The organism is Candidatus Hydrogenedentota bacterium, assembly GCA_012730045.1.
Taxonomy (GTDB): domain Bacteria; phylum Hydrogenedentota; class Hydrogenedentia; order Hydrogenedentales; family CAITNO01; genus JAAYBR01.
Map to the genome: position 1 here is coordinate 1 of JAAYBR010000141.1, position 25,049 is coordinate 25,049.

General features: G+C 68.9%; 19 protein-coding genes. 9 read left to right on the plus strand and 10 right to left on the minus strand.

Annotated elements, in window-relative coordinates; translation table 11 throughout:
- Positions 1–223 precede the first annotated feature (223 nt).
- Positions 224–1,225 carry a WYL domain-containing protein gene (locus GXY15_15100; protein NLV42538.1) on the minus strand — a complete coding sequence of 334 codons (1,002 nt, stop codon included), beginning with the start codon at positions 1,223–1,225 and terminating at the stop codon, positions 224–226.
- A 71-nt stretch (positions 1,226–1,296) separates the two neighbouring features.
- Here GXY15_15100 and GXY15_15105 point away from each other — a divergent pair, with 71 nt between their 5' ends.
- Both GXY15_15105 and GXY15_15110 read left to right on the plus strand, forming a co-directional pair.
- The gene (locus tag GXY15_15105; protein NLV42539.1) at positions 1,297–2,415 is read left to right on the plus strand and encodes a hypothetical protein; all 1,119 of its coding nucleotides are present in this window, start codon (positions 1,297–1,299) and stop codon (positions 2,413–2,415) included.
- Positions 2,361–2,825 carry a hypothetical protein gene (locus GXY15_15110; protein NLV42540.1) on the plus strand — a complete coding sequence of 155 codons (465 nt, stop codon included), beginning with the start codon at positions 2,361–2,363 and terminating at the stop codon, positions 2,823–2,825. Before GXY15_15105 ends, GXY15_15110 begins: the two co-directional genes overlap by 55 nt.
- On the opposite strand, the gene GXY15_15115 is transcribed toward GXY15_15110, so the two are convergent.
- The gene (locus GXY15_15115; GenBank protein NLV42541.1) at positions 2,773–3,903 is read right to left on the minus strand and encodes a glycosyltransferase family 2 protein; all 1,131 of its coding nucleotides are present in this window, start codon (positions 3,901–3,903) and stop codon (positions 2,773–2,775) included. The genes GXY15_15110 and GXY15_15115 overlap by 53 nt on opposite strands.
- 286 nt (positions 3,904–4,189) lie before the next feature.
- On the opposite strand from GXY15_15115, the gene GXY15_15120 reads away from it, so the two are divergent.
- The gene (locus tag GXY15_15120; protein NLV42542.1) at positions 4,190–5,401 is read left to right on the plus strand and encodes a hypothetical protein; all 1,212 of its coding nucleotides are present in this window, start codon (positions 4,190–4,192) and stop codon (positions 5,399–5,401) included.
- Positions 5,402–5,644: 243 nt separating this feature from the next.
- Here the strand turns inward: GXY15_15120 and GXY15_15125 are convergent, their stop codons facing one another.
- Together GXY15_15125 and GXY15_15130 are read right to left on the minus strand one after the other, a co-directional pair.
- Positions 5,645–6,430: an NUDIX domain-containing protein gene (locus GXY15_15125; GenBank protein NLV42543.1), complete on the minus strand. Its 786-nt coding sequence runs from the start codon at positions 6,428–6,430 to the stop codon at positions 5,645–5,647.
- A gap of 947 nt (positions 6,431–7,377) precedes the next feature.
- Entirely contained in the window at positions 7,378–9,306 is a 1,929-nt protein-coding gene (locus tag GXY15_15130) for a hypothetical protein (protein ID NLV42544.1), read from the minus strand.
- A gap of 204 nt (positions 9,307–9,510) precedes the next feature.
- On the opposite strand from GXY15_15130, the gene GXY15_15135 reads away from it, so the two are divergent.
- Positions 9,511–11,373 carry a DUF4445 domain-containing protein gene (locus tag GXY15_15135; protein NLV42545.1) on the plus strand — a complete coding sequence of 621 codons (1,863 nt, stop codon included), beginning with the start codon at positions 9,511–9,513 and terminating at the stop codon, positions 11,371–11,373.
- A gap of 15 nt (positions 11,374–11,388) precedes the next feature.
- Here GXY15_15135 and GXY15_15140 read toward each other — a convergent pair whose 3' ends face one another.
- The 5 genes from GXY15_15140 to GXY15_15160 all read right to left on the minus strand — a co-directional run bounded on the left by GXY15_15140 (position 11,389) and on the right by GXY15_15160 (position 16,559).
- Positions 11,389–12,132 (minus strand): 2-phosphosulfolactate phosphatase, encoded by a 744-nt coding sequence (locus GXY15_15140; protein NLV42546.1) that lies wholly within the window; start codon positions 12,130–12,132, stop codon positions 11,389–11,391.
- Positions 12,133–12,151: 19 nt separating this feature from the next.
- Entirely contained in the window at positions 12,152–13,666 is a 1,515-nt protein-coding gene (locus tag GXY15_15145) for an ABC transporter permease subunit (GenBank protein ID NLV42547.1), read from the minus strand.
- Between the two features lie 197 nt (positions 13,667–13,863).
- The gene (locus GXY15_15150; protein NLV42548.1) at positions 13,864–14,652 is read right to left on the minus strand and encodes an amino acid ABC transporter ATP-binding protein; all 789 of its coding nucleotides are present in this window, start codon (positions 14,650–14,652) and stop codon (positions 13,864–13,866) included.
- A 116-nt stretch (positions 14,653–14,768) separates the two neighbouring features.
- Positions 14,769–15,530 (minus strand): hypothetical protein, encoded by a 762-nt coding sequence (locus GXY15_15155; protein NLV42549.1) that lies wholly within the window; start codon positions 15,528–15,530, stop codon positions 14,769–14,771.
- Between the two features lie 465 nt (positions 15,531–15,995).
- Complete coding sequence (locus GXY15_15160; protein ID NLV42550.1) at positions 15,996–16,559, minus strand: hypothetical protein; 564 nt, start codon at positions 16,557–16,559, stop codon at positions 15,996–15,998.
- 344 nt (positions 16,560–16,903) lie between these two features.
- Here GXY15_15160 and greA point away from each other — a divergent pair, with 344 nt between their 5' ends.
- From greA to GXY15_15185, 5 genes are all read left to right on the plus strand, one after another.
- Entirely contained in the window at positions 16,904–17,371 is a 468-nt protein-coding gene (gene greA / locus GXY15_15165) for a transcription elongation factor GreA (GenBank protein ID NLV42551.1), read from the plus strand.
- Positions 17,372–17,434: 63 nt separating this feature from the next.
- Positions 17,435–20,677 carry a carbamoyl-phosphate synthase large subunit gene (carB, locus tag GXY15_15170; protein ID NLV42552.1) on the plus strand — a complete coding sequence of 1,081 codons (3,243 nt, stop codon included), beginning with the start codon at positions 17,435–17,437 and terminating at the stop codon, positions 20,675–20,677.
- A 178-nt stretch (positions 20,678–20,855) separates the two neighbouring features.
- Positions 20,856–22,376 carry an arylsulfatase gene (locus GXY15_15175; protein ID NLV42553.1) on the plus strand — a complete coding sequence of 507 codons (1,521 nt, stop codon included), beginning with the start codon at positions 20,856–20,858 and terminating at the stop codon, positions 22,374–22,376.
- Positions 22,377–22,392: 16 nt separating this feature from the next.
- Entirely contained in the window at positions 22,393–23,430 is a 1,038-nt protein-coding gene (locus GXY15_15180; GenBank protein ID NLV42554.1) for a hypothetical protein, read from the plus strand.
- A 156-nt stretch (positions 23,431–23,586) separates the two neighbouring features.
- Positions 23,587–24,549: a WD40 repeat domain-containing protein gene (locus tag GXY15_15185; GenBank protein NLV42555.1), complete on the plus strand. Its 963-nt coding sequence runs from the start codon at positions 23,587–23,589 to the stop codon at positions 24,547–24,549.
- 363 nt (positions 24,550–24,912) lie between these two features.
- On the opposite strand, the gene GXY15_15190 is transcribed toward GXY15_15185, so the two are convergent.
- The coding region (locus GXY15_15190; protein NLV42556.1) for a hypothetical protein at positions 24,913–25,049 on the minus strand (137 nt) is incomplete at its 5' end.

The following is a 25,049-nucleotide window of genomic DNA, read 5'->3' on the forward strand; positions in this document are numbered from 1 at the left end:
CGGCTAATGTCCTGCATCCCTCCGGGATGCCCAAGACTTTCGCTTTCGGCCATTTCCACGTTTGGCAGAGAAAAACCGGCGGCTTGGGGCGCGGAAGAATACGTCCACTTCATTAGCAGCGAAGCGAAGCCATCCCGTTCCCGCCGCGGCCCTGCCTGCACGCGATTGCTTCCGGCGCTGCGCGCCTTCGCAATGACGTGCGCACATCCGGGCTGCCTGCTCTTCAACTGTTGCCGCGTCCGTTGCCGTAGATCGCCAGGGTCTCCGCGAGCATGTCGGCGACCTCGCGGCGCAGCGCCTTGGGCTCCAACAGCTCCGCCTCGCTGCCAAACCCCAGCACCCACGACTTCACCTCCGGCCGGCTCGACGCCGTGAAGGTGAGGACGAGGGACCCGTCGCGGCGGCGGCGGAAATGCTGGTCGGCGCTCCAGCGCCGCTCGGAGACATAGGTGGCCACGGCGGCGGAAAACGCCACCCGCACGCGGAACGGCGGATCAAAGTCGAAACCGAAGAGCCCCTTGCGGCTCGTGTCCTTTCCGGGCGTGAAGGGGGTGTCCGTCAGCGCGGCGCGGACAATGCGGTGCACGGCCAGCGTGATCGGCTTCTTGTCGCCCGCAGGCGCGCCGTCGGCGGTGAAGCGCCGCCCGCGCACATAGAAGGCCTCGCGGAACGCGACCAGCTTCATCGGGCCGATGAGGTGCTCCTTCGTCTCGCCGCCCAGCTTGTTCCGGTAGACCACACGGCACAGGCGGTGGGCGGCCATGCCCTCCTGCAGCGTCTCCAGGTGGCTGTGGAAGGGCGTGTAGTCAATCATGCCCTTTCCCCGGCTCTCCGCGAGGGTTGGCGGCATGTCCGCCCCGTCCGTCGTGAGGAAGGCCGCCGCGCCGATGGTCCGGTTGATCTCCTCCTTCACCTTCGCGGGGAGCAGGTGCTGCACAATGTCCTTGCACAGGCACAGGTAGCGCAGGGCGTGGGCGTCCACCGCCACCCCGGCGGGCACCGTCTTCGGGGTGACGCGGAAGAACCGGTTGTTCCCCTCCATCCAGCTCTCCACCGTGATCCCCGGCACCCGCTCCAGGTTCTCCAGCATCCGCAGCACCGTCTGCCGCGAGCAGCGGAAAATCCCCGCCAGCCGGGTCAGCGAATACTGCCGGCCGTTCGACCCCAGCAAGAGCAGCAGCTGCACGAGCCGCAGCCCCGGCGAACCGTATGTGTCCCGCGCCACGCGCAAACCCTCCGGATTCCTGCATCCGCACCGCAAACACCGGGGCCCATGATGCACCATTCCGCCCGGGGATGCAACAGGCTGCGGCGCGCCCGTGTTTCCTTTCCGGCCGGCCGCTGCACGCGCTGCTGTTCGCCCTGATCCTGCTGGCGGGGCTGTTGCCGCGCATTTACGGGCTGGAGCGCGAGTCCATCTGGTGGGACGAGTTCACCAGCGTGGTGCATCTGGAGCCGCCGTCGGACTGGAGCGCGGACCCGCAGTTTGTGCGGTGGAACCAGACGGTCATCCGGGACACGGCGCCGAGCCTCCTGGGGTTCTGGAAGCAGAACCGGTCCATGGACCCGGCGACGATGCCGCTCTACTACACCTTTGAGTACCTGTGGAGCCGCCACGTCAGCAACGACTTCGACACCCAGCGGTATCTCTCCATATTGATCGGCATGCTCCTGCTGCCCGCGGGCTACCTGCTGGGGCGGCTGTTCTTCGGCCCCGGCGGCGGGCTCCTGGTGATGCTGTGCGTGGCGCTCTCGCCGATCCACATCCAGTTCTCGCGCGAAATCCGCATGTACGGGCTGATGACCGTGCTGGCGGCGGTGTCGGTTTACAGCTACGCGAGGCTGGTGGGCGGCGGCGGGCGGCGGTGGTGGGTCCTCCACGGCCTGAACAACATGGTCCTCTTCTGGACCCATCCCTTCGCGGTGCTGATCCCCTTCACCGAGTTCGTCTTCTGGGCGCTCGCGTTTCCCCGCGACTGGCGGCGCATCGGCAAGTGGATCGGGCTGCATGTCCTCGCCGTGGCCCCGGTGGCCGTGTACATCGCCTCGATCCGGTTCTGGGACCAGTCGTCCACCGACACGTGGATGAAGGTTCCCAACCTGAACGAGCTGGTCGGCGACCTCTTCGCGGACGACGCCATCGGCATGACCTACCAGCTCAACGCGTCGGAGGCGTTCTGGAACCTCTTCCTCGTGCCGGAAACGGCGGGCGCCGTGGCGGGGTTCCGGTGGACCATCGGCACATGGTACATGGGCGCCGTGCTGCTGGCCCTCGCGTGGTTTTTCGCAAAGGACCTTTTCAGGGCCCGCGCGGGCGCCTGCGCGGCCGGCGCGTGCGCCGCGCCCCCGGCGGGCGGCGGGTGGATGTGGTCAACGCGGGCGTGTCGGGCATCAACTCGGACAAACGCGTCCTGAAACTGGCGGACTACCTCCTGCTGGAGCCGGACATGATCGTGGTGTACAACGCCGCGAACGACATCTGCCACGGCCTGTTTCCAAAATGGGTGAGCGAGACCTCCGCGTCCGGCCGGGTGGTGCGGAGCCTCCGCGCGCTGGACAAACGCCTCAACCCGCTGACCCTTCCCGGAGAGGCGGCGCAACGGCGGGACATCCGCGCGAAGATGGCCAATCTCGCCTTCCTGTGCGACCAGGCGGACAGGGTGCGCGGGGGCAAGGAGGTCTTCGGGGACATCTTCCACATGAAGAACCGGGGCATCGAGCGCAAGGCGCGCGCCATCGCGGAGATGCTGCTGCCCCTGCTGCCGGAGGGGCTCAGCGCGGACGCCGCGCCCCAAACACCCAGTAGCGGCTCGCCAGGTAATTGAAGGTGAGCCCCGCGAGGATGCCGAGCACGGCGGCCGCCTGCGGCAGCCCCGCCAGCGCGGGCCACGCCCGAACCGCCCCCAGTGTCACCGCGTAGTTCACCGCCCCCCCCACGGAGCACGCCGCAACGAACGCGCCAAGCTGCTTCATCACGTTCCCCCCGCGCGTCTCGGCGAAGGTGATCTGCCGGTTCAGCACGAAGTTGAAAAGCATGGCGATGAAGATGGCGAGAGCCACCGCGGCCTGGAGCGGCACGCCCGCCGCATCGAGCGCCGTGAGCGCGGCAAGGTTCACCAGCGTGCCGAGAAAACCCACGAGGGCAAACTGCGAGAAGTGGGCCAGGTGCCCGTACTTGAACACCGCCAGCCGCCGCAGGTGCCTGAGGTAAAGCAGCTGCTCGCGCAGGCTGAGCTTGCTCTCGCCGCGGTGGCGCTGCGCGAAATGGATGGGCACCTCCTCCGCGCGCCGGCAGCCGCATTTCACCAGCACCTCCAGACCAATCTTGTAGCCCACCGCGTTCAGCGGCGGGGCCGCGTCCAGCAGCGTCCGGGGAAAGGCAAAGAAGCCGCTCATGGGGTCCTTCACCCGCGTGAACGGGAGCGCCGGCAGCGTGGCCGCCCGGCTGTTGATCCAGCTCAGAAGCCCCCAGTCCTCGGCGGTGGTGCCGCCGGGGGCGTAGCGCGACCCGATGACAAAGTCGGCGCCCCCCGCGAGGGCGGCAAGCATCTCCGGAATCTTCTCGGGCGGATGGCTCAGATCGGCGTCCATCACCAGCACCACGGGCTTGTCTGCAAGTCTAAATCCGTCCATCACCGCCGCGCTCAGCCCGCGGTCCCTGGTGCGCACCGTCAGGCGGACCCAGTCCAACCCCGCCCGCGCCACCGCCTCCTCCGTGCCGTCCCGGCTGTCATCATCCATGAGAAACACGTCCAGATCGAGACCGTGCTCCCGGCGCAATTGGTCCAACCGGGCAAGCAGTTCCGGAAGATTGGCCGCCTCCCGATAGGTGGGCACCACCACCGAAACGCCCGGCAGGACCGGAAAGGGGCCGTCTTGCCTGGTGTTTTCGCTAGAACCCATGGAACTGGTCTCCCCCCTCGTCATGGCACGAAACCCCCTTCCTGTCAACTTTTGGCCGGACGGGGGACGGGCTGGGCAGCCCCCCGGAAAAATAGGCGAGAAAAGGGGTTGACAATCAGGGGAAAGTGTTGTAAGATAACAAGTGACGGAAGACGCACGCGGGCGTTTGCGCGTGGCTCGCGTCCCGCGGCGTTGACCGCAAGCATTTCTCGCATGTTGCGTGAGGCTTTGTGGTGTGGATGTATGAAGCCCAAATCGGTTTTGTAACCAAGGAGGACAGATTGTCATGAAGAAGATGCTCGTTGGACTTATTGCCCTTGCTGTCGCGCTGGTGGGTGCACCAGCCCTCGCGCAGTACACCCCCGTGCCGGATCTCACCGGGTGTCCGGCGGCAGGACAGCCGGGCCTGCCTTTCAGCCCGCTGCCCACGTTCAACATCATGGACGCCAACTACGCGGCGCCCGCCCTTTCCTGGCCGGCCGTTGGCGAGTATGACTTCTGCGCGATTCTGGACACGGTGTTCTGCTCGGCCGGCCCGCTGGGCGACCTTGCCGAGGAAGTTGAGCAGTTCGCCTTCCTGATCCAGTGCCTGAACGCCGACATCAACGGCCCGCTTAACCCTGACCCGGAGGCCGACATTCCGGTCCAGCCGAACGGCATCCCGGACGGGCAGTACGAGCTGGGGTTGCTGGGGCGCGTCCTCAACACGCCCAGCAATCCCTACCACGATGCCGCGCTGGCCGCCTTCCAGAGCAACACGCTCGCCATCAAGGCTATCGTGGTTGAGGCGCTGGCGAACGCCAGCTTTAAGAAGTCCGACGAGAAAGACATCCGTGCCCTGGTTGGCGGGATCGTCCCGCATCTTCTGGGTTCCCTTTGCTCCGTCCTTGGCGCGTTCCCCACGCTGGGCGACGCCACGACCAACGCCGCCCTGGATGAGCTGCTTGGCCTGCTGGAAGGCATCGGTGTTGACGCGCCTGATGGCGGCATTGGCGCCATCACGACCGCCGTGCCGCAGCTTGGCCCGGAAGGCGATGCGGACGGCGACGGCGCCTCCAACCGCAAAGAGTACAACTACTTCAAGGCTCAGGGTCCGGCGGCGACCATTGACGCCCAGCTTGACCCCCTCCAGACCCCCCCGAACCTTGCCTTCGTCACCGGTGCCGGCAAGTTTGAAGAGGGTACGACCGTCACCCTGCGCATTGCCTTCGTTGGCATGACCGGCGAGGGTGCGACCTTCCAGTGGTTCAAGGGTGGTGCCCCCATCACGGACGCCACCGGCTCCTCGCTGGTGTTCGACCCCGTCACCGTGGCCGATGCCGGCTCCTACAGCTGCGAGCTTAACATCCCGGACAAGGCCACCGTGTTCCTGACCGATCCGGCCGTGCTGACCGTCCTGCCGGAAGGCAGCCTCCCCGTTGCGGGCGGCATGGGTCTGGCCCTGCTGGCGGGCGCGTGCGCCCTGGCCGGCGCGGTGGGCATCCGCCGCAGGAAGTAAGTCTTTCCTCCTGACATTCGTCCGGCCACCGGGTTCCTCCGGTGGCCGGATTCTTTTTTGGGCGGGAGAGGTGGCATGGGGGGGGGATGGGAGGCGGTATCCCGACGGCGCTGGATACGGCTGTCCTGGCCTCGGAGAAGGTTCTGCTGCGCGCCGGGGAGCCTTGCCCGCGGGATGGGGTGTCACACCGGGTGCGGACGGCCTTTCCCTCCAGGCCGGGGCCGTCGCCGACGTCGGCTTTGCTCAGTCTGGACGGGAAGCGCCGACGAGGGTGTCATAGAGGGCCAAGAGCTCGCGGTGGGCCGTGAAGGGCACCTCCGGACGCGCGTCGCGTTTCACGAAGGCGAGGTCCAGAGCGTCGCTTCCGGCGCGCGGCGTGCCCCGCCAGCGCTCCACAAGGAAACCCAGCACGAGCACATGCCCGGAAAGGGCATTGTGGCCCGCGCCGGTCCCCAGGATGCGGCAGGACTCGGTTATCAGGCCGGTCTCCTCTTCCAGCTCCCTGGCAACACACTCCTCGGCGCGCTCACCGGCCTCCATAAAGCCGCCGGGCAGACTCCAACGCCCCAGCGCGGGCTCCACCGCCCGCTGCACGAAGAGCAGCCCGCCCGCGCCATCCTCCACGAGGACGCAGCAGGCGGGCACGGGGTTGCGGTAATAGAACCGGTTGCAGTCGCGGCACCAGGGACGCTCGCGCTCCCCGTCATGCGCGGATTCCAGCGGCGCGCCGCAGGTGCCGCAGTGGTTCCACGCGAAGGGTTTTGGGGGTATCCAGACCATGCCGCCACCATACTCCGCGAACGGGGCCGGACGCAACGCGCGCAGGGGGGCGGCACGGACCTCGGGCGGCCCGTGTCCCCTCTGTGCCCCCGCCCGCATCCCTTGCAGATGCCGCGCCTCAACCCCAGGAGCCTCCCGCTTTTGAAAGGGCGTCCGGCACCTTCCTTCGTGTGGAAAGCCGGTTATCTGCGGCTCGGGGCATTGTCTGTTTATTGGGTCTCCTCCTCCGATGCACGCACGGGTGAGCATGGCCCTGCATGGTGGTATTTTTTTTCAAGGATATCCTACCCTGGGGAAGGTTTTTCAAGATTCGGCGCACGCTCACCTCAGCCCCCCCCGATGCTTCGGCAGGTTCTTCATGCAGCATAACCCCTCATGGGACCCTGCGTTGCGCGTCCCCGGCATCCTTCCCCGAAAAACATGCAGCCGTTGGAATGCAAAGTGGCCCGGAACCTGCTCTGTGCCTGCTGGTGGCGCGGCAGGCCCGCCGCGTGGAGCGTTGTTGCCGGTTTGCCGGTTCACGTCTAGCCCGGACGCATCGCGGCCGTGACAGCGTGTCCGAGTCTCGGGCAAACGGTATGGTGTAGGCCGTTGTCCCCGTGGCCGGGTTGGTGCCGCGCCACCGCGGAGCAAACATTGACCAGTGAAGAATAGTGTGATAAACTTTGGCCGTCCAGGAGGGCCGGGCTCTCCCCGGAACAAACTGTGGGTCAAGGTCGGGAAATGCTTCCGGCACAGCGTGTGCCCGGGGCGCGGTGGATGAACCATAACAAGGAGATGCGATCATGGTGTTGACTTCATTTCTCACGGGACTCTTCGACTTGCTGGCGGCCTTCTTCACGGAGTATGTGATCGGGCTGCTGACCGGTCTGATCACGGGGGCCCTCGGTCTGGGCGCGTGAGGCGGCGCAGCCCCCTCGCAGTGACGGTGGAGACAACCGCGCCCAGGCAACGCCTGACGCGCTGAAAGAAAGGACTTTCCAATGGGTGCAGATCTTGCAACGTCCGTGATCGGATACTTTGTGGCCTTCGTTGTGGAGCTCGTGCTGGGCGGCATTTTCGGCTTCCTGGGCAACCTGCTGTTTGGCGGGGCCGGGGATCCCCTCGCCTAGGGCATCCGCGTGAGTTAAGACAACACGCCGCCCCCGGCGCACGATGCGGCGGGGGCGGCGTCTTTGCTCCGCGAACGGTGCCCGTCAGGGGGTGATGTCTATGCCGTAGACCTCGTTGCCGCAGGCGGCAAACAAGTCCCCCGCGAAGAACCCGGTGAACGCGCCGATCTGTCCGGGAAGTTCGGCAATGGTCTCAAAGGTGCCCGTGGCCGCGTCCACGCGGATGATGAAGGCGCCGGAGGGGTAGAAGAAGTACGGGCTGCCCGCGGCGATGATGGCCCCGCCCGTGACGGGCGGATAGGGCGTTTCCGGCGGCGGGAGAAGCTCCAGGGATGCGGTGTCCAGCATGCGGAACGCGTTGTCCACGGCAAAGGCCAGGCGCGGCAGTGCGGGGTTTCGGCCGAGGCAGGTGACGCCGGCGGACCCCTCGAAGGGGAAGTTCTTGTAGGGCTGGCGGGTGTCCACCCCCATCACGCCAAGCTGGGGCGCGGGGCCCTTTTCGCCGGGCTTCCCGGCGGGCTCCACGCTGGTGCCCACATAGATCAGCGACTCGTCCATGGCGAGGCCTGAGACGGCCTGGCGGCCAAAGGGGTTCTCCACCAGTTCCGTTTCACCGGTCTCAGGGTCCGTCACGGCAACGGCCCCGCCCGCGGTTCCGGGCTTTGCGGCCCAGCCGGAGTACAGTTTGCCGTCGTGTCCCATCAGGAGCCCTCCCCGGGGGTGCGTGTAGCCGCGGACGCCCAGGGACGCGATGGTGACGGGGTTCTTGCGCTCATACTGCTCCCAGGGCAGGTTGGGGTCCAGCCGGAAGATGTCCCCCTGCGCGTGGCACACGCCATAAACCATCCCCTTGACGATGACAAGGGCGTTTACGGCACCTTCGGCGTCCACCGCCTTGTCCGTGACGGTGTAGGCCTTGCTGTCGGGGGTCATCACAAACAGGCTGGGGCCGAAAAGGGGCGCTCCCCAAATCTGGCTCATCTCACTGTCCGCCGCAAGAAAGAGCGGGGGCCGGGGCGTGCCCTTCACCCGCACGGGCTTCCTCAGCATGGAGACGTTCCCCGGGCCGAAGGTGAAATAATCGCATCCCCGGACGCCGAACGCATCCCCCGAGGGCAGGCCTGCGACAAAGCGCCCGCCCCGCAGCGCGATGTCGGCCACGGGGGCGAGCACGGACTCCCCCGCCTGCGCGCGAAAGTAGGTGTCCCCCCGTCGGGACCAGAGAACGGACTCCGTTGTCGCCTCTTCAATCACGGCCCAGGGCTCCGTGTCCGATGATGGCACGGGAAAGGGGGGCTTCACCTCCGCGAGGGCGGCGTCGAAGAAGCGGTTCCCCGCCGCAAACAGGCCATTCCACACAACGCCCCCGAAAACGCCCTTCAGGGAGTCAGGCGGATCGGAAAACGTTTTGTCCTCCGGATTGAACAGGCGGACCGCCGGGGCTTCCTTGTCATACGCGCAGAGGAGCCGCCCGTCCGGCAGGACCGACACCCGCCGCAGCGAGGTGTTCGGCGGCGCGCCCGGGCCAAGCACCTCCACCGAAAGGTCCGCGGGGTTCAGGGCGCACAGCAGCCCGCCGGGATAGGTGCCGAAATAGAGGCGGCCGTCCCGTCCGGCGGCGAAGTTCCAGATGCAGGCCTGGCCCTCGACGGGAATCTCCTTGACGAAGCGGCCCTCGGTCATGTCAAACACCAGCACATGGCCGTTGAAATAGGCGCCCACGGCCACCTGGTTCGTGCCGGGAATCTGCGCGATCGCCCACGCGCCGGAGCCCGAAGGGGCCTGCACGGGGCGGACGTCATCATTCCCGGGGTTGATGAACAGCAGGCCCGCCGGTTCGGCTTCGCTGGCCGTTGACATCACCACATAGTCCACGTTTTCCGCCGTGTCGCGCACGGCCGCCCCCCCGAGATAGTGAATCGGCGTGCATGGACGGCCGAGGGACTCCACAGGAACAGCCTGGGCCGCGGCGGAAAGAAGCGCGGCGGCGAGAAGAAGGGCGGAAAAACGCATGGTCATCACTCCTGCGCAGCCCGGTCGCGCCGGGCGCGGTTCCATTGTGTCACGACTGCCCCTCCCCCATCAACGCGGCTCTCCGGGCGGCGTCCGGGCGGGTGCCGGCCCCCATGACGGCGCCGCCCTTGACCCCGGCGGCGCGCCGCGATATAGTGGGCCCGCGCGGGCCGTCCCCGGTGGCCCCGCCGGAGACCCCTTCCCTTGAGCGGAAAGTGCTGCAAGATCACCTTTGACCCCCCGGGACGCACCGTGGAGGCGCGCGCCGGCACGCCGCTGCTGGAGGCGGCCGCCCTGGCCGGATTCGCCGTGAACACGCCCTGCGGCGGCGCGGGCTCCTGCGGCAAATGCCGCGCCCGCCTCGACCCGGCCCCCGACCCGCTGCCCGCCGAACTCAAGACCCTCCCGCTGGAGGACCTCGGCGCCGGGTGGCGGCTCCTGTGCCGCCATCAGGTGTCCGGCGATCTCCGCGTGCATCTCCCCGGCAGCTCGCTCTTCGGCGGCGACCACCAGATTGTCACGGGGCACGGCGTCTCCTCCGGCGATGCGGCCGACCCCGTGGTCCGGCAGGCGCATGTCCGCATGACGGCCCCCTCGCTGGAGGAGGGGCTGCCTGATCTCCCCCGGCTGGACGCCGCCCTGCGCGCCGCGGGCGCGCTGGAAGCGGGCGCACCCCCCCTGGCCGCCGCGCCGGAAGCCCTCAACCAACTCACCGCGGGCCTGCGCGCCGCGGACTACGCGGGCGCCGCCGTGGTCCGCGAAAGCCGCCTGCTGGCCTTCCGTGGCGGGGCGGACACCGCGCCCAGTTTCGGCGTCGCGGTGGACGTGGGCACGACGACCCTGGCCGCCGCGCTGGTGGACCTGCGCGACGGCGCGGACCGCGGCGTGGCCGCGGCCATGAACCCCCAGACGGTCTGGGGGGACGACGTGCTCGCCCGCATCGCCCGCGCGGGACGCGGCGAGCAGGAGCGCCTGGAGATGCGCCAGGCCGTCTGCGCGGTCATCGCGGAGATGATCCGCGGGCTGTGCGCGGACGCGGGCGCCTCGCCGGAACAGGTCCACGCCCTCGCGGCGGCGGGCAACACGACCATGGAAAGCCTGCTCTGCGGCGTGGACCCGTCCCCCCTCGGCTGCGTGCCCTTCACGCCCGCCTTCGGCGACGGCCCCCGCCTGCGCGCGCGCGACCTGGGGCTCCCCGCCCATCCCGACGCGGAGCTGCGCCTGTTCCCCGTCATCGGCGGCTTCGTCGGCGGCGACACCGCGGCGGGCATCCTCGCCGCCGGGCTGGACAGCCTCCAGGGGGTCAGCCTCCTCATAGACATCGGCACCAACGGGGAGCTGGTGCTCGCCCACGACGGGGCGCTGCTCGCCGCCAGCACGGCGGCGGGCCCCGCCTTCGAGGGGGCCCGCATCTCCTGCGGCATGCGGGCCGCCCGCGGCGCCGTGGAGAAGGTGGTCCTCGGCGACGCGCCGGAGTTCTCCGTCATCGGCGGCGGCCCGCCCAGGGGCCTCTGCGGCAGCGGCCTCCTCGACCTCTGCGGACAGCTGCTTGCCGCCGGGCTGCTGGCTCCGGACGGAAGGCTCGCCGGACCGGAGGCGCTGTCCCCGGGCACCCCGGAGGCCGTCGCCGCGCGCGTGGCGCGCACCCCGGACGGCGGCCCGCTCTTCGTGGTCGGCGGCCCGCCGGAACGCCCCTTCGGGCTCACGCAGCGCGACGTGCGCGAGCTGCAATTGGCCGCCGGGGCCATCCGCGCAGGCATCCTGCTCCTCCTCCGGCAGGCGGGGCCCGCCCTCGACGGCGTGGACCGGGTGTTCGTTGCAGGCGGCTTCGGCCAGTACATCCGCCGGGAAAACGCCCTGCGCGTGGGATTGCTCCCCCGCGAGATTCCCGCCAGCCGCGTGCACTACGCCGGAAACACCTCCCTCGCGGGGGCCAAGCGGGTCCTCCTTTCGCGCGCGGACGACGCCCGCGTGGACGCCCTGGCCCGCGCCGTCCGCCATGTGGACCTCAGCACGGACCCCGACTTCGCCATGGAGTTTGCCATGGCCATGCACTTCCCCGGCTAGGACCGGTCGGACGGGTCAGGCCCGCCGGAGCAGCACCCCCTCCGGCGAGAGCGCGGCGGCCAGCGGAACGGCGGGATAACGGTCCGGGTCGGCGCAGAGGGGGATGTCGGACTCCAGGTGAATCCGGCGGAGTTTCTCCGCGTGGGGGGCCGTCTCGAAGAGCCGCAGGATGCCCTCCTCCGCCAGGCGCGCGGCATAGGCGGCGCGCAGGTCCCGCCCTTCGCCGATCTCCGCGTCCGGGCATTCTCTCCGCAGGCACTCCAGCAGGAACACGGCGGCGGCGCGGTCCTCCTGCGCGTCAAAGGCCGGATCGTCCATGAGCCCGGCGGGGATGAAGACCACCTCGCCGTCCGGCCCGGCCAGCCGGCGCGCGGCGGCCACGGCGGCCGAGGCGTTGACCACGGTGCCCATGAGCACGGCGCCCGCGCCCGCGCACTGGCTCAGACGGCCCGCGCCGGTGGTGGTGGTGAAGACCACGCGCCGCCCCGCGGCGTGATGCGCCTCGGCGGGGCTGTTGCCATGGTCAAACCCCTCCGGGGGCAGGCCGCCGCGCTCGCCGTAAAGCAGGGCGTCCGGGCGCTCCCGCCGGGCGGCAAGGGCGCCCCCGACCCCGGGCACGGCGAGGATGTCCACCGCCCCCGCGTGGAGCAGGGCGGCGGCTGTGGCGCTGGCGCGCAGGGCGTCCACCACGACGGCCACGGCGCGGCGCCCGGCGGCAAACGCGCAGCCTCCCGCCCCCTCGATCACATGAACCCGCATGAAAGTGCCTTTCCGCCGTCTACCGGCGCGCGCCGGGGTGGGCCACGGCGAGTCTTTTCTCGGTCCAGCGGGCGAGCCGCACGAAGGGCAGGCCGAGGAGGAGGTAGATGGCCGCCACCATGAGGCCCGTGCCAAAGTAGTCGTAGTAGGTGATGGCGAGCATCTGGTAGGTCTTGGTCAGCTCGATCATCGTGATGATGGACACGAGGGACGAGTCCTTCAGCAGGGAGATGAAGTCGTTGGTGACCGGGGGCAGCACCACGCGGAAGGCCTGGGGCGCGATGACGTGGCGGATGGACTGCCAGCGGCTCATGGCCAGCGCGAGGGCGGCCTCCATCTGAGAGTGCGGCACGCTGATGAACCCGGCACGGTAGTTCTCCGCCTCATAGGCCGCATAGTTCATGCCCAGCCCCACCACGCCCGCCCAGAACGGCGAGAACCGGATGCCGACCGAGGGGAGGCCGTAGAAGATGAAGAACAGCTGGATGAGCACCGGCGTGCCGCGGATGATCTCGATGTAGAGCGTGGCCAGCAGGGACAGCGGACGCGGGGCGTACACGCGCACCGTGGCCAGCAGGAAACCCAGCACAACGGCGAAGAACATGGAGAGCAGGGAGACCTCCAGCGTGATCAGCGCGCCCCTGCCCAGCACCGGCAGAAAGCCGATGTAGCGTTTGATCTTCTCCGGGAACCCCGAAACCTGCCCCTGCTGCGCGACCCACTGGTCGTACAGGACGGGGTCGCTCTTCGGGGGGCCGTAGTCGCCGAACTCGGCGGCGACCAGGGGGTTCCACAGGTTCCACCGGTCCAGGATGCGGCGCAGCTCGCCGTTCCCGCGCATCTCCATGAGAATCTCGTTCACCCGCGCCAGCAGCTCCGGCTCGTCCGCGGGGAAGGCGAAGCCGTAGCTGATGCGGCCGATCTCCTGCTTGATGAACTTGACGCCGGGGCGCGGGCCGCCGTAGTAGAGGGCCACGGGGCCGTCGAAAAGCACCGCGTCAAGCCGCCCGTTCTCCAGGTCGTTGAAGCCGTTGACCTCGGTGGAATAGGCGCGGATGTCCACGCCGCCCAGGTCCGCAAGAATGTAGTAGGAGAGCGACGCCTTGAGCACGCCCACGGTTTTCCCCCGGCAGTCCGCCAGGGAGGACACGGCGAAGGTGTCCTGGCGCACGCAGAGCTGGAGGGCGGTGACGTAGTAGGGCACGGAGAAGGCGACGGCCTCCTCGTGCTCCGGCGTGATCTCCTGGCCCTGGATCGCCATCTCGTACAGGTCGCGGTTGAGGCCGGGGATCAGCTTGTCCCAGTCGTTCTGGACGAAGACCGGCTTCCGGCCGAGCTTCCCCCCGATGTGGTCCATGATCTCGACCTCGAAGCCGACCAGGGTGCCGGGGTTCTCCGGGTCGTCGTAAATGTAGGGCACGCCGCCCTCGAGGTCCGCGCCGTAGCGCAGGATGCCCGCGTCGGCCGCGGGGGCCTCCACCCCCGCGAAGTCCGCGTCGGTGTACTCCACCGTTTCCTCGGCCTCCGCCGCCATCTCCGGCGTGATGGGGACGCCCTCCGCCTCTTCCTCCTCCTCCGCGGCGGCGGATTCTGTTTCGGGGGCTTCCACCACGGCAACGGCGGCGGGGTCGGCGGCGGGGGAATCCGTCTGCGCGGGCGCGGCCGACGCCCCCAGGATCAGCAGCAGAACGGCCGCCAGCGCCCCGGAGACGCGAAAAAGGGAACCGCTCATCATGCCGTCTCCATGTACTGCCGCAGGAAGCGGCGGGTCCGGTCATCCTTGGGGTTGATGAAAATCTCATCCTCGTCGGATATCTCGACGATCTCCCCGTGCTCCATGTAGACGATGTAGTCGGAGGCGTTCCGGGCGAAGCGCATCTCGTGCGTCACGACGACCTGCGTCATGCCCTCGTTGTCCAGGTCGCGCATGACCTGGAGCACCTCGTCCACCAGCTCGGGGTCGAGGGCCGAGGTGGGCTCGTCGTAGAGCATGACCTTGGGGTTCATGGCGAGGGCGCGGGCGATGGCCGCGCGCTGCTGCTGCCCGCCGGAGAGCTGGTGCGGGTGGCGGTTCTCGTGCTTGGACAGCCCCACCTTCGCCAGCAGCCGCCGGGCGTTCGCCACGGCCGCGTCCTTCGGCTCGTTTTTCACGATCATCGGCGCGAGGATGATGTTCTCCAGGATCGTCTTGTGCGGAAAGAGGTTCAGCGACTGGAACACCATGCCCACCTCCGCGCGGAGCCGGTGCGCCTGGTCCGCGAAGAGGCGGTCCGGCTGGCTGTGGCGGTCCTGGCGCTCCAGGGCGACCCCGGCCACGCACACGCGGCCCGAGTCCAGCAGCTCCAGGCAGTTGATGCACCGGAGCAGGGTGGTCTTGCCGCAGCCCGACGGGCCGATGACGGACACCAGGTCGCCCTCCTCGATCCGGAGGGTGACGTCCCGCAGCACGGGATGCCCGTCGAAGGATTTGGTCAGCCGCTCCACCGAGATGAGGGGGGCGGCCTGCTCTGCTGCTGCCATGGCGGACTCCTCTGCCCCCGCAGACCGGGGGCGCGCGCAAAACAACGCTGCGAAAAGATACCCGCCGCACACCCCCATGTCAAGCGCGGCGCACCGTCCCGGGACAGGGGGCGGGGTCAGTCGGCGTGGAGGATGCCCTCCAGCCAGGTGAAGACCTCGCCCATCGCCTGGGGGTGCGCCGCGAAGAGGTCGGCGCCGGATGCCGTGCCCCGGTAAAGCCGCACCTCGCTGAAGACCGGCGCGGCGGCCTTGAGCGCGCGCGCCGCCGCCGCGCCGAGGCCGTCGTTCTCCGCCGCCACGAAGAGCGCGGGGCAGTCTTTCAGGTCGCGGACCACCCGCTCCGCGTCGAGCCCCCCCATTTCGAGGACCGGGGAGACGCCAACCACCGCCTGGACGGCCGGCTCGGCGAGGGCGTACAGGAGCGCGAGGGTCGTCCCGAATTCCTCGCCCGCCACGGCGAGGTTCTCCGGGTCGGCGCCCGCCGCCACGAGGGCCTCCCGCGCGGCGGCCAGGTCGGCCAGGGCCGGGTGCCCCCTCTCCGGCCCGCCCTTCCCGGCGGCGCGGTCGGGCACGCCAGGGCCGCGCGGGTCCACGACGGCGCACAGATACCCGCGCGCGGCGGCGGCGGCGGCGAACCCCTCCCAGACCCCGTGGTCCCGGCCGGGGCCGGGAACCAGCAGCAGGCTGGGGGGGCGTTCCCGCGCGGCGCGCGGGTCCGGCGCGTGCAGCACTGCGGTCACGGCGGCCCCGTCCGCCGTCCGCAGGGTCAGCGGGGCGGGTTTCGGCGGTCCGGCGGGCGAGCACGCCGCGTGCAGCCCGGCGAGGGCCAGGCACAGGACCACGGCACCCAGGCGCCGGAGCAATGCGGGTGTTGCCATGAGCAGTGAGGTGTCCCGGAAGCCCGCCGCAGCCTGCGGCCGGATTCCCCTTCCATGATACCCCTTCCCGGGGGCGGGGTTCCCGCTTGCCGGCACGGTCCCCGAATCGTTGGAAAGACGACGGCTTTCGGGCCCGCTCCAGGGCGCGGCAAGCGGCGCCCCTACGAGAGGATCTTGGTGTTTTCGCGTATGCCCGGGGCCTGGGCAGGCAGGGCGCGGCAAGCGGCGCCCCTACGAGAGGATCTTGGTGTTTTCGCGTATGCCCGGGGCATGGGCAGGTAGGGGCGCTGCTTGCCGCGCCCCTGCGAGAGGATCTTGGTGTTTTCGCGTATGCCCGGGGCCTGGGCAGGTAGGGGCGCTGCTTGCCGCGCCCTCTTCGCGCGGTGAGACAAAAAAAGCGAAAGCGGGAATGTCACCCGACATGCCCGCTTTCGCGCGAGTGCTATTAGGACGTTGTGCCCAGGATCACAGACCCGGAGGCAGCAGGTAACCGTAGGAGACGACCACCGCGTCGGCGCGCCCCTGGCCGATAACCGCACCCTGGATCAGCTTCGAACCCTTGTCGGCATCGTAGCCGGCCGGGATCTCCCAGCTGACCGTGATGGAGCCGTTGATACGGGTGTCAACCACCGTCGTGCCGGGGATGGGAGCGCCATCCACGGACCGCGGACGGTTCGGGACCAGCACGCCCTGGCCGCCTTCCTGGCCACCCTGGACGCCACCGATGGCCGCCGTCGGGTCGTTCGCCGTGGGGCGGAACGCCAGCGCGGACTGCGGGGCAATCGCGAACGTGTTGTTCGGAGCGAACGGGCCGAGGAAGTCACCATCGGGGTTGTAGTAGGCGATCGAGCACACCAGCGGCACATCCGCGTTGCTCTTCAGGTAAACCAGGGACACGAAGGTGTTCTGGTTGACCGGATAGCCAACGCCCGTGTTGGTCGCATCCGCGAACCACGGAATGGCCACCGACGCCGCGAACGCCGCACCGCCGATAAGAACCAAAGCCATCGCAAACATAACTTTCTTCATTTTCTTTCACCTCCTTCGTTGTGGAATTTCTGCAAGGTCCCAGCCCTGAGGGCTGCTTACAGTACCTTCAATTGGCCTCATGGCCGGGGCTCATGCCACCAGCCACAACTAGTTTGTACCACAAACCAGTCTGAATGTCAAGCACTTTCTTCGTCCCGGAGGCCCCCCGGCAGGGGGAACACCGGCCGCCCAAGGAGGGCGGGAGGCCGGAAAGGAGGGGAATTTCCTTCAAGGAAGGCCCGCCCTTCCCCCCGGGGGCGGGGATTTGGTATACTTTGGGTCCAGCGCGAGAGGCCGCCGACGCCAGGGTGCGGCGGCGATTTTTTACCCGACGGAGAGGCGACATGGAAAAACTGTATGTGTCCGCGGAGGGGCTGGAGAGGATGAAGGCGGACCTGGCGGAGCTTAATGAGCGGCGGATCCGGGTGGCGGACGCCATTGAGCACGCGCGGAGCCTGGGGGACCTGAGCGAAAACGCGGAGTACCATTCGGCGAAGGAGGAGCAGGCGATGGTGCACGCGCGGATCCGCGACCTGGGGGACAAGATCGCGCGGTCGGTGGTGCGGGACACGGCGGACATGGACATGTCGCGGGTGTACACGGGGGCGACAGTGCGGGTGCTGAACCTGAAGACGAACCAGGAGAGCGTGTACCAGCTCGTGAGCCCGGTGGAGGCGGACCTGATGGCGGGCAAGCTCTCCACGCAGTCGCCCATCGGCAAGGCGCTCATGGGCCTGGCGGCGGGCGAGGAGGCGGTGGCCCAGGTGCCCGCGGGCGAGCTTTCCCTGCGGGTGGTGGACATCAGTTATTAACCGGCCGCGCCGCGGGCGCGGCGGCGCGCCCCGCGGCGCGCCCCGCGTGGAAAGGACAGCGGCATGCCGAAGCGCACAGACCTCAAGAAGATCATGATCATCGGCTCCGGGCCCATTGTCATCGGGCAGGCCTGCGAGTTCGACTATTCGGGCACCCAGGCCTGCAAGGCCCTCCGCGAGGAGGGCTACACGGTGATGCTGGTGAACAGCAACCCGGCCACGATCATGACGGACCCCGAGACGGCGGACCGGGTCTATGTGGAGCCGCTGACCGTCGAATACCTGGAGCGCGTGATCGAGCGGGAGCGGCCCGACGCCCTGCTGCCCACCGTGGGCGGCCAGACCGGCCTCAACCTCTCCGTGGCGCTGGCGGAGCGCGGCATCCTGCACAAGTACGGCGTGGAGCTCATCGGCGCGAAGCTGGGGCCGATCAAGAAGGCGGAGGACCGCGGCCAGTTCAAGGACGCCATGATCCGCATCGGCCTGGAGGTGCCCCGCAGCGAGGTGATCCACTCCATGGAGGAGGCGTGGTCCTTCGGCGCCCTGGTGAACTACCAGGCCGTCATCCGGCCCGCCTTCACCCTCGGCGGCTCCGGCGCCGGCGTCTCGTTCAACAGGGAGGAGTACGGACGCGCCGTGCAGTACGGGCTGGACGCCAGCCCCGTGACCGAGGTGCTGGTGGAGGAGTCGGTGCTCGGCTGGAAGGAGTACGAGCTGGAGGTGATGCGCGACCTGAACGACAACGTCGTCATCATCTGCTCCATCGAGAACTTCGACGCCATGGGGGTGCACACGGGCGACAGCATCACCGTGGCCCCCGCGCAGACCCTCACGGACCGCGAGTACCAGCTCATGCGCGACGCCTCCGTGGCGATCATGCGCGAGATCGGCGTGGACACCGGCGGGTCGAACGTGCAGTTCGCCGTGTGCCCGACAACCGGCCGCCTGGTGGTCATCGAGATGAACCCCCGCGTGTCGCGCAGCTCCGCGCTCGCCTCCAAGGCCACGGGCTTCCCCATCGCCAAAATCGCGGCGAAACTCGCCGTCGGCTACTCCCTCGACGAGATCCGCAACGACATCACGCGCGAGACCCCGGCCTCGTTCGAGCCGACCATTGACTATGTCGTGACCAAGATCCCGCGCTGGGCCTTTGAGAAGTTCCCCGGCGCCGAGGACGCGCTCACGGTGCAGATGAAGAGCGTCGGCGAGACCATGAGCATCGGCCGCACGTTCAAGGAGTCGCTCCAGAAGGCCATCCGCGGCCTGGAGATCGGCCGCTTCGGCCTGGGCGGCGACGGCCGGGGCAAGGGCCTCTCGGCGTCGGACGCGGAGGGCCTCGACCGCGAGACGCTCCTGCGCGCGATGCGCAAGCCCAACCGCGAGCGCCTGTTCCAGATGGCGAACGCCCTGCGCCTCGGCGTGTCCGTGGAGGACCTCTGCGAGGCCACGAAGGTGGACCCGTGGTTTGTGCGCCAGATGCGCGAGATCATTGAGGCGGAGGCCGAAATCCGCGCGACGCCCGACCCGGACGCCGCCACGCTGCTCCGCTTCAAGAAGCTGGGGTTCTCGGACAAGCAGCTCGGCCACCTCTGGGGGAAGACCGACCTCGAGGTGCGCGCCCTGCGCAAGGGACTCGGCGTCATCCCCGGCTACCGGCTCGTGGACACCTGCGCCGCCGAGTTCGCCGCCCACACCCCCTACTACTACTCCTCCTACGACAACGAGGACGAGGTGGAGCTGACGGGGAAGGAGTCCATCATCATCCTGGGCGGCGGCCCCAACCGCATCGGCCAGGGCATCGAGTTCGACTACTGCTGCGTCCACGCGGCCTTCGCCCTGAAGGACGACGGGTACGAGACCGTCATGGTCAACTGCAACCCGGAGACGGTGTCCACGGACTACGACACGTCGGACCGCCTCTTCTTCGAGCCCGTCACCTTCGAGGACGTGATGAACATCATTGACCGGGTGAAGCCGAAGGGCGTCATCGTGCAGTTCGGCGGCCAGACCCCGCTGAACCTCGCCCAGCGCCTCGAGGCCGCGGGCGCGCCCATCATCGGCACCTCCCCCGGCAGCATCGCCCGCGCCGAGGACCGCGAGCTGTTCCGCGAGGTCGTGGAAAAGCTCGGCCTGCTCCAGCCGGACAACGCGACGGCCACCTCCTTCGCCGAGGCCGCCGAAATCGCCGACCGCATCGGCTACCCCGTCATCGTGCGCCCGTCGTTCGTCCTGGGCGGCCGCGCCATGGAGATCGTCTACGACCGCGCCTCCCTCGAGCGCTACATGACCTACGCCGTCGAGGCGTCGCCCCAGCACCCCATCCTCATTGACAAGTTCCTCGAGGCCGCCGTCGAGGTGGACGTGGACGCCATCTCCGACGGCGAACTCGTCGTGGTCGCGGGCATCATGCAGCACATCGAGGAGGCCGGGGTCCACTCCGGCGACAGCGCGTGCATCCTGCCGCCCTACGACCTGCCCGCCGACGTCATCGCGCGGATCAAGGACCAGACCCGCGCCCTGGCCCGCGAGCTCGGCGTGATCGGCCTCATGAACATCCAGTACGCCGTGCGCGGGAGCGATGTCTACCTCCTCGAGGTGAACCCCCGCGCCTCGCGCACCGTCCCCTTCGTCAGCAAGGCCATCGGCGCGCCCCTGGCCAAGCTGGCCGCCCGCGTCATGGCGGGCAGGACCCTGCGCGAACTCGGCTTCACCGAGGACCCCACCCCCGCCTACGTCTCCGCCAAGGAGGTCGTCCTCCCCTTCATCAAGTTCCCCGGCGTGGACATCCTCCTCGGCCCCGAAATGCGCAGCACCGGCGAGGTCATGGGCATTGACGCCACCATGGGCCTCGCCTACGCCAAGAGCCAGATCGCCGCGGGCAACACCCTGCCCACCAAGGGCACCGTCTTCCTCAGCCTCAAGCGCCAGCACCCCGGCGGGGAGGAGGAGATCGCCCGCGGCCTCACCGCCCTCGGCTTCCGCATCCTCGCCACCGAGGGCACCGCCGCCCGGCTGGCCGCCCTCGGCATCGCCGCCGAACAGGTCGCCAAGGTCGGCGAGAGCCGCCCCAACATCCTCGACCGCATCATCAACGGCGACGTGGACTGGATCGTGAACACCCCCCTCGGCGGCGACGCCAAGGAGGATGAGAAGGCCCTCCGCCGCGCCGCCATCGAGCGCGGCATCCCCATCATGACCACCCTCGCCGCCGCCCGCGCCGGCCTCGCCGGCATCAAGGCCCTCCGCGAAAGCACCGCCCACGTGCTCTCCCTCCAGGAATACCACGCCGGCACCTTCGGGAAGTAACACGAGAAAGAAATCGGACCGATCCGACGGATCCGACCGATCGGTCTGATGGAAGTCCTTGTCCGACCGGTCTGACCCGTCCGACTTGTCCGACTTGTCCGACCGCCCCGAGCCCCACCCTGTGCTACCATGCCCGTGCGCGGCGGGCGGGCCGCCGCGCGTTCACGGGAGGCCGGGCATGGCGACACGGCGGGCGTTTCTTCGCGGGGTGGCGGCGGCGGCCGCGGGGGCGGCCCTGCTGCGCCGCGCGGGGGCGGCGGAGTCCGCCGCGCAGCCGAACATCGTCCTCATCCTCGCCGACGACATCGGCTACGGCGACCTGGGGTGCTACGGCGCGCCGGAGGTGAAGACGCCGAACCTGGACCGGCTGGCCCGCGAGGGCGTGCGCTGCACGGACGCCCATGCGCCCGCGTCGGTCTGCTCGCCGACGCGCTACGCCCTCCTCACGGGGCGCTACGCCTGGCGCAGCGAGCGGGGCGACCACATCCTGGACGGCGACGCGCCGCTCGTCATTGAGCCCGGGCGGCCGACCATCCCGTCGGTCCTGAAGGGGGCGGGCTACGCGACGGGGCTGGTGGGCAAGTGGCATCTGGGCCTGGGCACGCCGGAGTCCCCCGTGGACTACAACGGCGAGGTGAAGCCGGGGCCGCTGGAGGTGGGCTTCGACGAGGCGTTCTACATGCCCGCCACGGGTGACCGCGTGCCCTGCGTCTATGTGGAGAACCACCGGGTCGCCGGGCTGGACCCCGCCGACCCCATCCGGATTGACTACAAGAACCCCGTGGGCGACGAGCCGACCGGAACGTCGCACCCGGAACTGCTGAAGATCAAGGCGGACCCCCAGCACTCGAAGGCCATCGTGAACGGCATCAGCCGCATCGGCTACATGGCCGGCGGCCACGCCGCCCGCTGGGTGGACGAGGACCTGGCGGACGTGTTCGCCGCGCGCGCCGCAGCGTTTATCGAAAAGCACAAGAGCGCGCCCTTCTACCTCCAGTTCTGCCCCCACGACATCCACGAGCCGATGGTGCCCCACCCCCGCTTCCGCGGCACGAGCGGGTGCGGGTGGCGCGGCGACGTCATCCACCAGCTCGACGCCGCCGTGGGCCGGGTCCTCGACACGCTGGACCGCCTCGGCCTCGCCGAGAACACGCTGGTCGTCTTCTCCAGCGACAACGGCGGTGCGATCAAGGACACCTATGACGACGGCACGAACGAACTCCACGCGAAGCAGCCGCCGAACGCCCCCTGGCGCGGGCAGAAGGGCCAGCTCTTCGAGGGCGGCCACCGCGTGCCGCTGCTGGCCCGCTGGCCGGGCCGCATCCGCGCGGGGGGCGAGTGCGCCCATTTGCTGGGGCTGGTGGACATGATGACCGTGTTCGCCGACGCCGCGGGCCTGGAGACCCTGCCCGACGACGCGGGGCCGGACAGCTTCGACGTCCTGCCCGCGCTGGCGCGCCCGGAGTTGAAGCGCCTCTACCGCGACCATCTGGTCGTCCAGGCGTACAACAAGAAGATGCTTTCCCTGCGGCGGGGCCCGTGGAAGCTCATCGCGCCGGAGGGGAAGAAACCGGAGCTGTACAACCTGCAGGACGACCCCGGCGAGGAGAGGGATCTGGCGAAAAAGATGCCGGACAAGGTCGCGGAGATGACGGCGGAGCTCGACAAGATCAAGGCCGCCGGACGCACCCGGCCCTGACGAAAAGGAGAGACCCATGAACACCCTTGCGGGAATGATCCTGTGCGCCGCCCTGGCGGCGGGCGCGCCGGAGGCGAAGGACGACGCGGCCCGCGCGCGGGAGCTGTCCGCCCTGCGCTGCGGCATGTTTGTCTGCTGGTCCCTCAGCACCTTCTCGGGGAACGAGTGGACCCGCGGCGTCACGGACCCCGCCTTCTTCCGCGCCGCGGACTGCGACACGGACCAGTGGTGCCGCACGGCGAAGGAGGCGGGCATGGGCTACATCCTCTTCCTCGCCAAGCACCATGACGGGTTCTGCCTGTGGGACACGAAGACGACGGACTTCAAGGTGACGAAGGCCCCCCTGGGCCGCGACGTCCTCGCCGAGCTGCGGCAATCCTGCGACAGGCACGGGCTGAAACTCGCGCTCTACTTCTCCGAGGGCGACTGGGCCTGGATCAAAGAGCCCCTGCCGGAGGACGGCATGAAGCCCGGCGGGAAGAAATGGGGCGACCCCGTGTGGGCGTCCAGCAACAACCCGGACCTCAAGAAGGAGCAGCTCCGCGAGCTGGTCACGGGCTACGGGCCCATCGCCTTCTTCTGGATGGACCACGCCCAGGGCGACGGCGGCCTCGGCCATGCGGAGACCGCCGCCTGGGTGAAACAGTTCCAGCCGGACTGCTTCGTCGGGTTCAACCACGGCGACCCCGCGGGCGACCTCTGCCTGCGCGAGCGCGGCCGCCCCGGCCCCGTCGGCGACGCCGCCGCCTCGGAGTACAACAAGGACGCCGAGAAGGGATACACGGGCTATCTCGCCGCCGAGTTCACCTACCCCATCCTGCCGGCCCACGAGGGCGGCGCCGACTGGTTCTACTCCCTGCCCCAACACGACGCCCTGTGCCACCCCGCCGAAAAACTCTTCGAAGACTGGCTCGGCGCGGAGAAGCACGGCAACCTGTTCTCCATTGACGTCGGCCCCAACTACGACGGCCGCCTCCGCGACATAGACGTGAAAACCCTCCGCGAACTCGGCGAACGCGTGCGGGCCCACCGGGAAGGCCGGAAAACCAAATAGGGAGAACGTCATGACGTGCCGGTACGTTCAGTGTGTTCAGGCGTCAGTAGTATCCAATTGCCGGACAAGACAGGGAAAGGGTCGGAGCCGTTTCAGGCTCAAGGTTTCATCCGCAGCTTCACTTCACTTTCCTCCAAACCGATGGGCTGTAGAACCATGAACAAGCACATTCGCGAAGCGCTGGCGGCGCCGGAGGTCCGGCCGCTCCGGACCGTCCGGCTGAAACACAGCAAGAAATACGACGTGGAGGGGTTCGCCGTCACGCCGGACGGGCGGCTGGCGGTGTACGGGGAGGAGTGTGACCACATCCGCCTGTGGAATCTCGAAACCGGCCGCTGCGCCGCCGTCCTTCAGTCGGAGGGTGGGCAGGTGGGCGCGCTGGCCATCACGCCCGACGGCCGCCGCGTGGTTTGCGGGGGGGATACGGTGCATCTGTGGGACTTGTCCCGATCCCGGACGCCCGTCGTTCTGGAGGGGCACACGGAATTCGTGACATGCGTGGCCATCACCTCCAACGGGCGGATTGCGGCCACAGGGTCGGACAGGGGGAAGCTGTTCCTGTGGGACTGCGCCACGGGAGCGCGTCTGCGCGAACTGAGAGGCCACAAGGACCTCATCCAGGCGTTGCGGTTCACCGAAGACGGAACCCGACTGATCTCCGGAGGATGGGACCACGATCTTCGCGTTTGGCGCGTGGACAGCGGGCGGGTCCTCGCGAGGTTCGGTGGACGCTGCGTCCACGAGCTGGACATCACTCCCGACGGGATGACGGTGGTCGAGACCGGCTGCGGGAAATATGTGCGGGTGTGGAACGTCGCGAAACGACACTGCATCCGCCGCTTCCGCCATTGCGACTCGTGGCCCCGTGTCGCCGTCACCCCGGACGCCCGCTTTATCGTGAACAGGGATCATCTTGCGTGGCACGGCGATGAGACTTTCCTGCTCATCCGAGACGTGAAGACGGGCTGGTGTCTGGCGCGTTGCGCCGGCCACGGGAACCACATTGTCAACGCCTCCCTCCTCCGGGACGGGCGCATGGTGTCCTGCGACTTCGACGGCGTGGTGCATTTCTGGCCGTCCCCCGCTGAAGTGGCCGCGCGGGCGGGGGTCACAGTTTGATGACGATGTTGTCCCGGGGAAGTTTTCGGGCGACGGGGGGGCTGTGGAGGGAGCCGGACCTGCCCGCTATGGGACCAGTTCTGCGATGTGAACGGCTGGCCCGGACGCGGCGAGGGCACGTTTCAGAGGGACCACCTTCTCTTTTCTTCAGACCCCTGACGCTTTTCGGAACGAACCGTGGGCGCTCTTGTGTGTGCGGGGTATGCTTCCCCGCAGGGGAAGCATGTGAATAGCCGGAGGTGACCGATCCGTCGAATGGCCGGCAACGCCGGCCAGGACTCCCCTTCGTCTCGCCTGGGACAGAAAAGGCCCCGGACGGCGTTGCGCGCCGTCCGGGGCCGTTCAGTCAATCAAATGCGGTCGTCAGCTTCTCCGCCGCCGGCTTGCGGCCGCGCCGCCGAGGCCGAGGGCCGCCGCGAGCGCGCCCAGGCCCAGCAGGCCCAGCGCGGGAAGGCCCGACCCGATCGCCAGCGTGAACACCGGGGAGTCCACCGAGGTCA

Coding starts and splice junctions, on each gene's coding strand:
- GXY15_15105 (NLV42539.1), top strand. CDS start 1,297: ATGCAACAGGCTGCGGCGCGCCCGTGTTTCCTTTCCGGCCGGCCGCTG.
- GXY15_15115 (NLV42541.1), bottom strand. CDS start 3,903: ATGGGTTCTAGCGAAAACACCAGGCAAGACGGCCCCTTTCCGGTCCTG.
- GXY15_15120 (NLV42542.1), top strand. CDS start 4,190: ATGAAGAAGATGCTCGTTGGACTTATTGCCCTTGCTGTCGCGCTGGTG.
- GXY15_15125 (NLV42543.1), bottom strand. CDS start 6,430: ATGCTCACCCGTGCGTGCATCGGAGGAGGAGACCCAATAAACAGACAA.
- GXY15_15130 (NLV42544.1), bottom strand. CDS start 9,306: ATGCGTTTTTCCGCCCTTCTTCTCGCCGCCGCGCTTCTTTCCGCCGCG.
- GXY15_15140 (NLV42546.1), bottom strand. CDS start 12,132: ATGCGGGTTCATGTGATCGAGGGGGCGGGAGGCTGCGCGTTTGCCGCC.
- GXY15_15145 (NLV42547.1), bottom strand. CDS start 13,666: ATGGCGGCGGAGGCCGAGGAAACGGTGGAGTACACCGACGCGGACTTC.
- GXY15_15150 (NLV42548.1), bottom strand. CDS start 14,652: ATGGCAGCAGCAGAGCAGGCCGCCCCCCTCATCTCGGTGGAGCGGCTG.
- GXY15_15155 (NLV42549.1), bottom strand. CDS start 15,530: ATGGCAACACCCGCATTGCTCCGGCGCCTGGGTGCCGTGGTCCTGTGC.
- GXY15_15160 (NLV42550.1), bottom strand. CDS start 16,559: ATGAAGAAAGTTATGTTTGCGATGGCTTTGGTTCTTATCGGCGGTGCG.
- greA (NLV42551.1), top strand. CDS start 16,904: ATGGAAAAACTGTATGTGTCCGCGGAGGGGCTGGAGAGGATGAAGGCG.
- carB (NLV42552.1), top strand. CDS start 17,435: ATGCCGAAGCGCACAGACCTCAAGAAGATCATGATCATCGGCTCCGGG.
- GXY15_15175 (NLV42553.1), top strand. CDS start 20,856: ATGGCGACACGGCGGGCGTTTCTTCGCGGGGTGGCGGCGGCGGCCGCG.
- GXY15_15180 (NLV42554.1), top strand. CDS start 22,393: ATGAACACCCTTGCGGGAATGATCCTGTGCGCCGCCCTGGCGGCGGGC.
- GXY15_15185 (NLV42555.1), top strand. CDS start 23,587: ATGAACAAGCACATTCGCGAAGCGCTGGCGGCGCCGGAGGTCCGGCCG.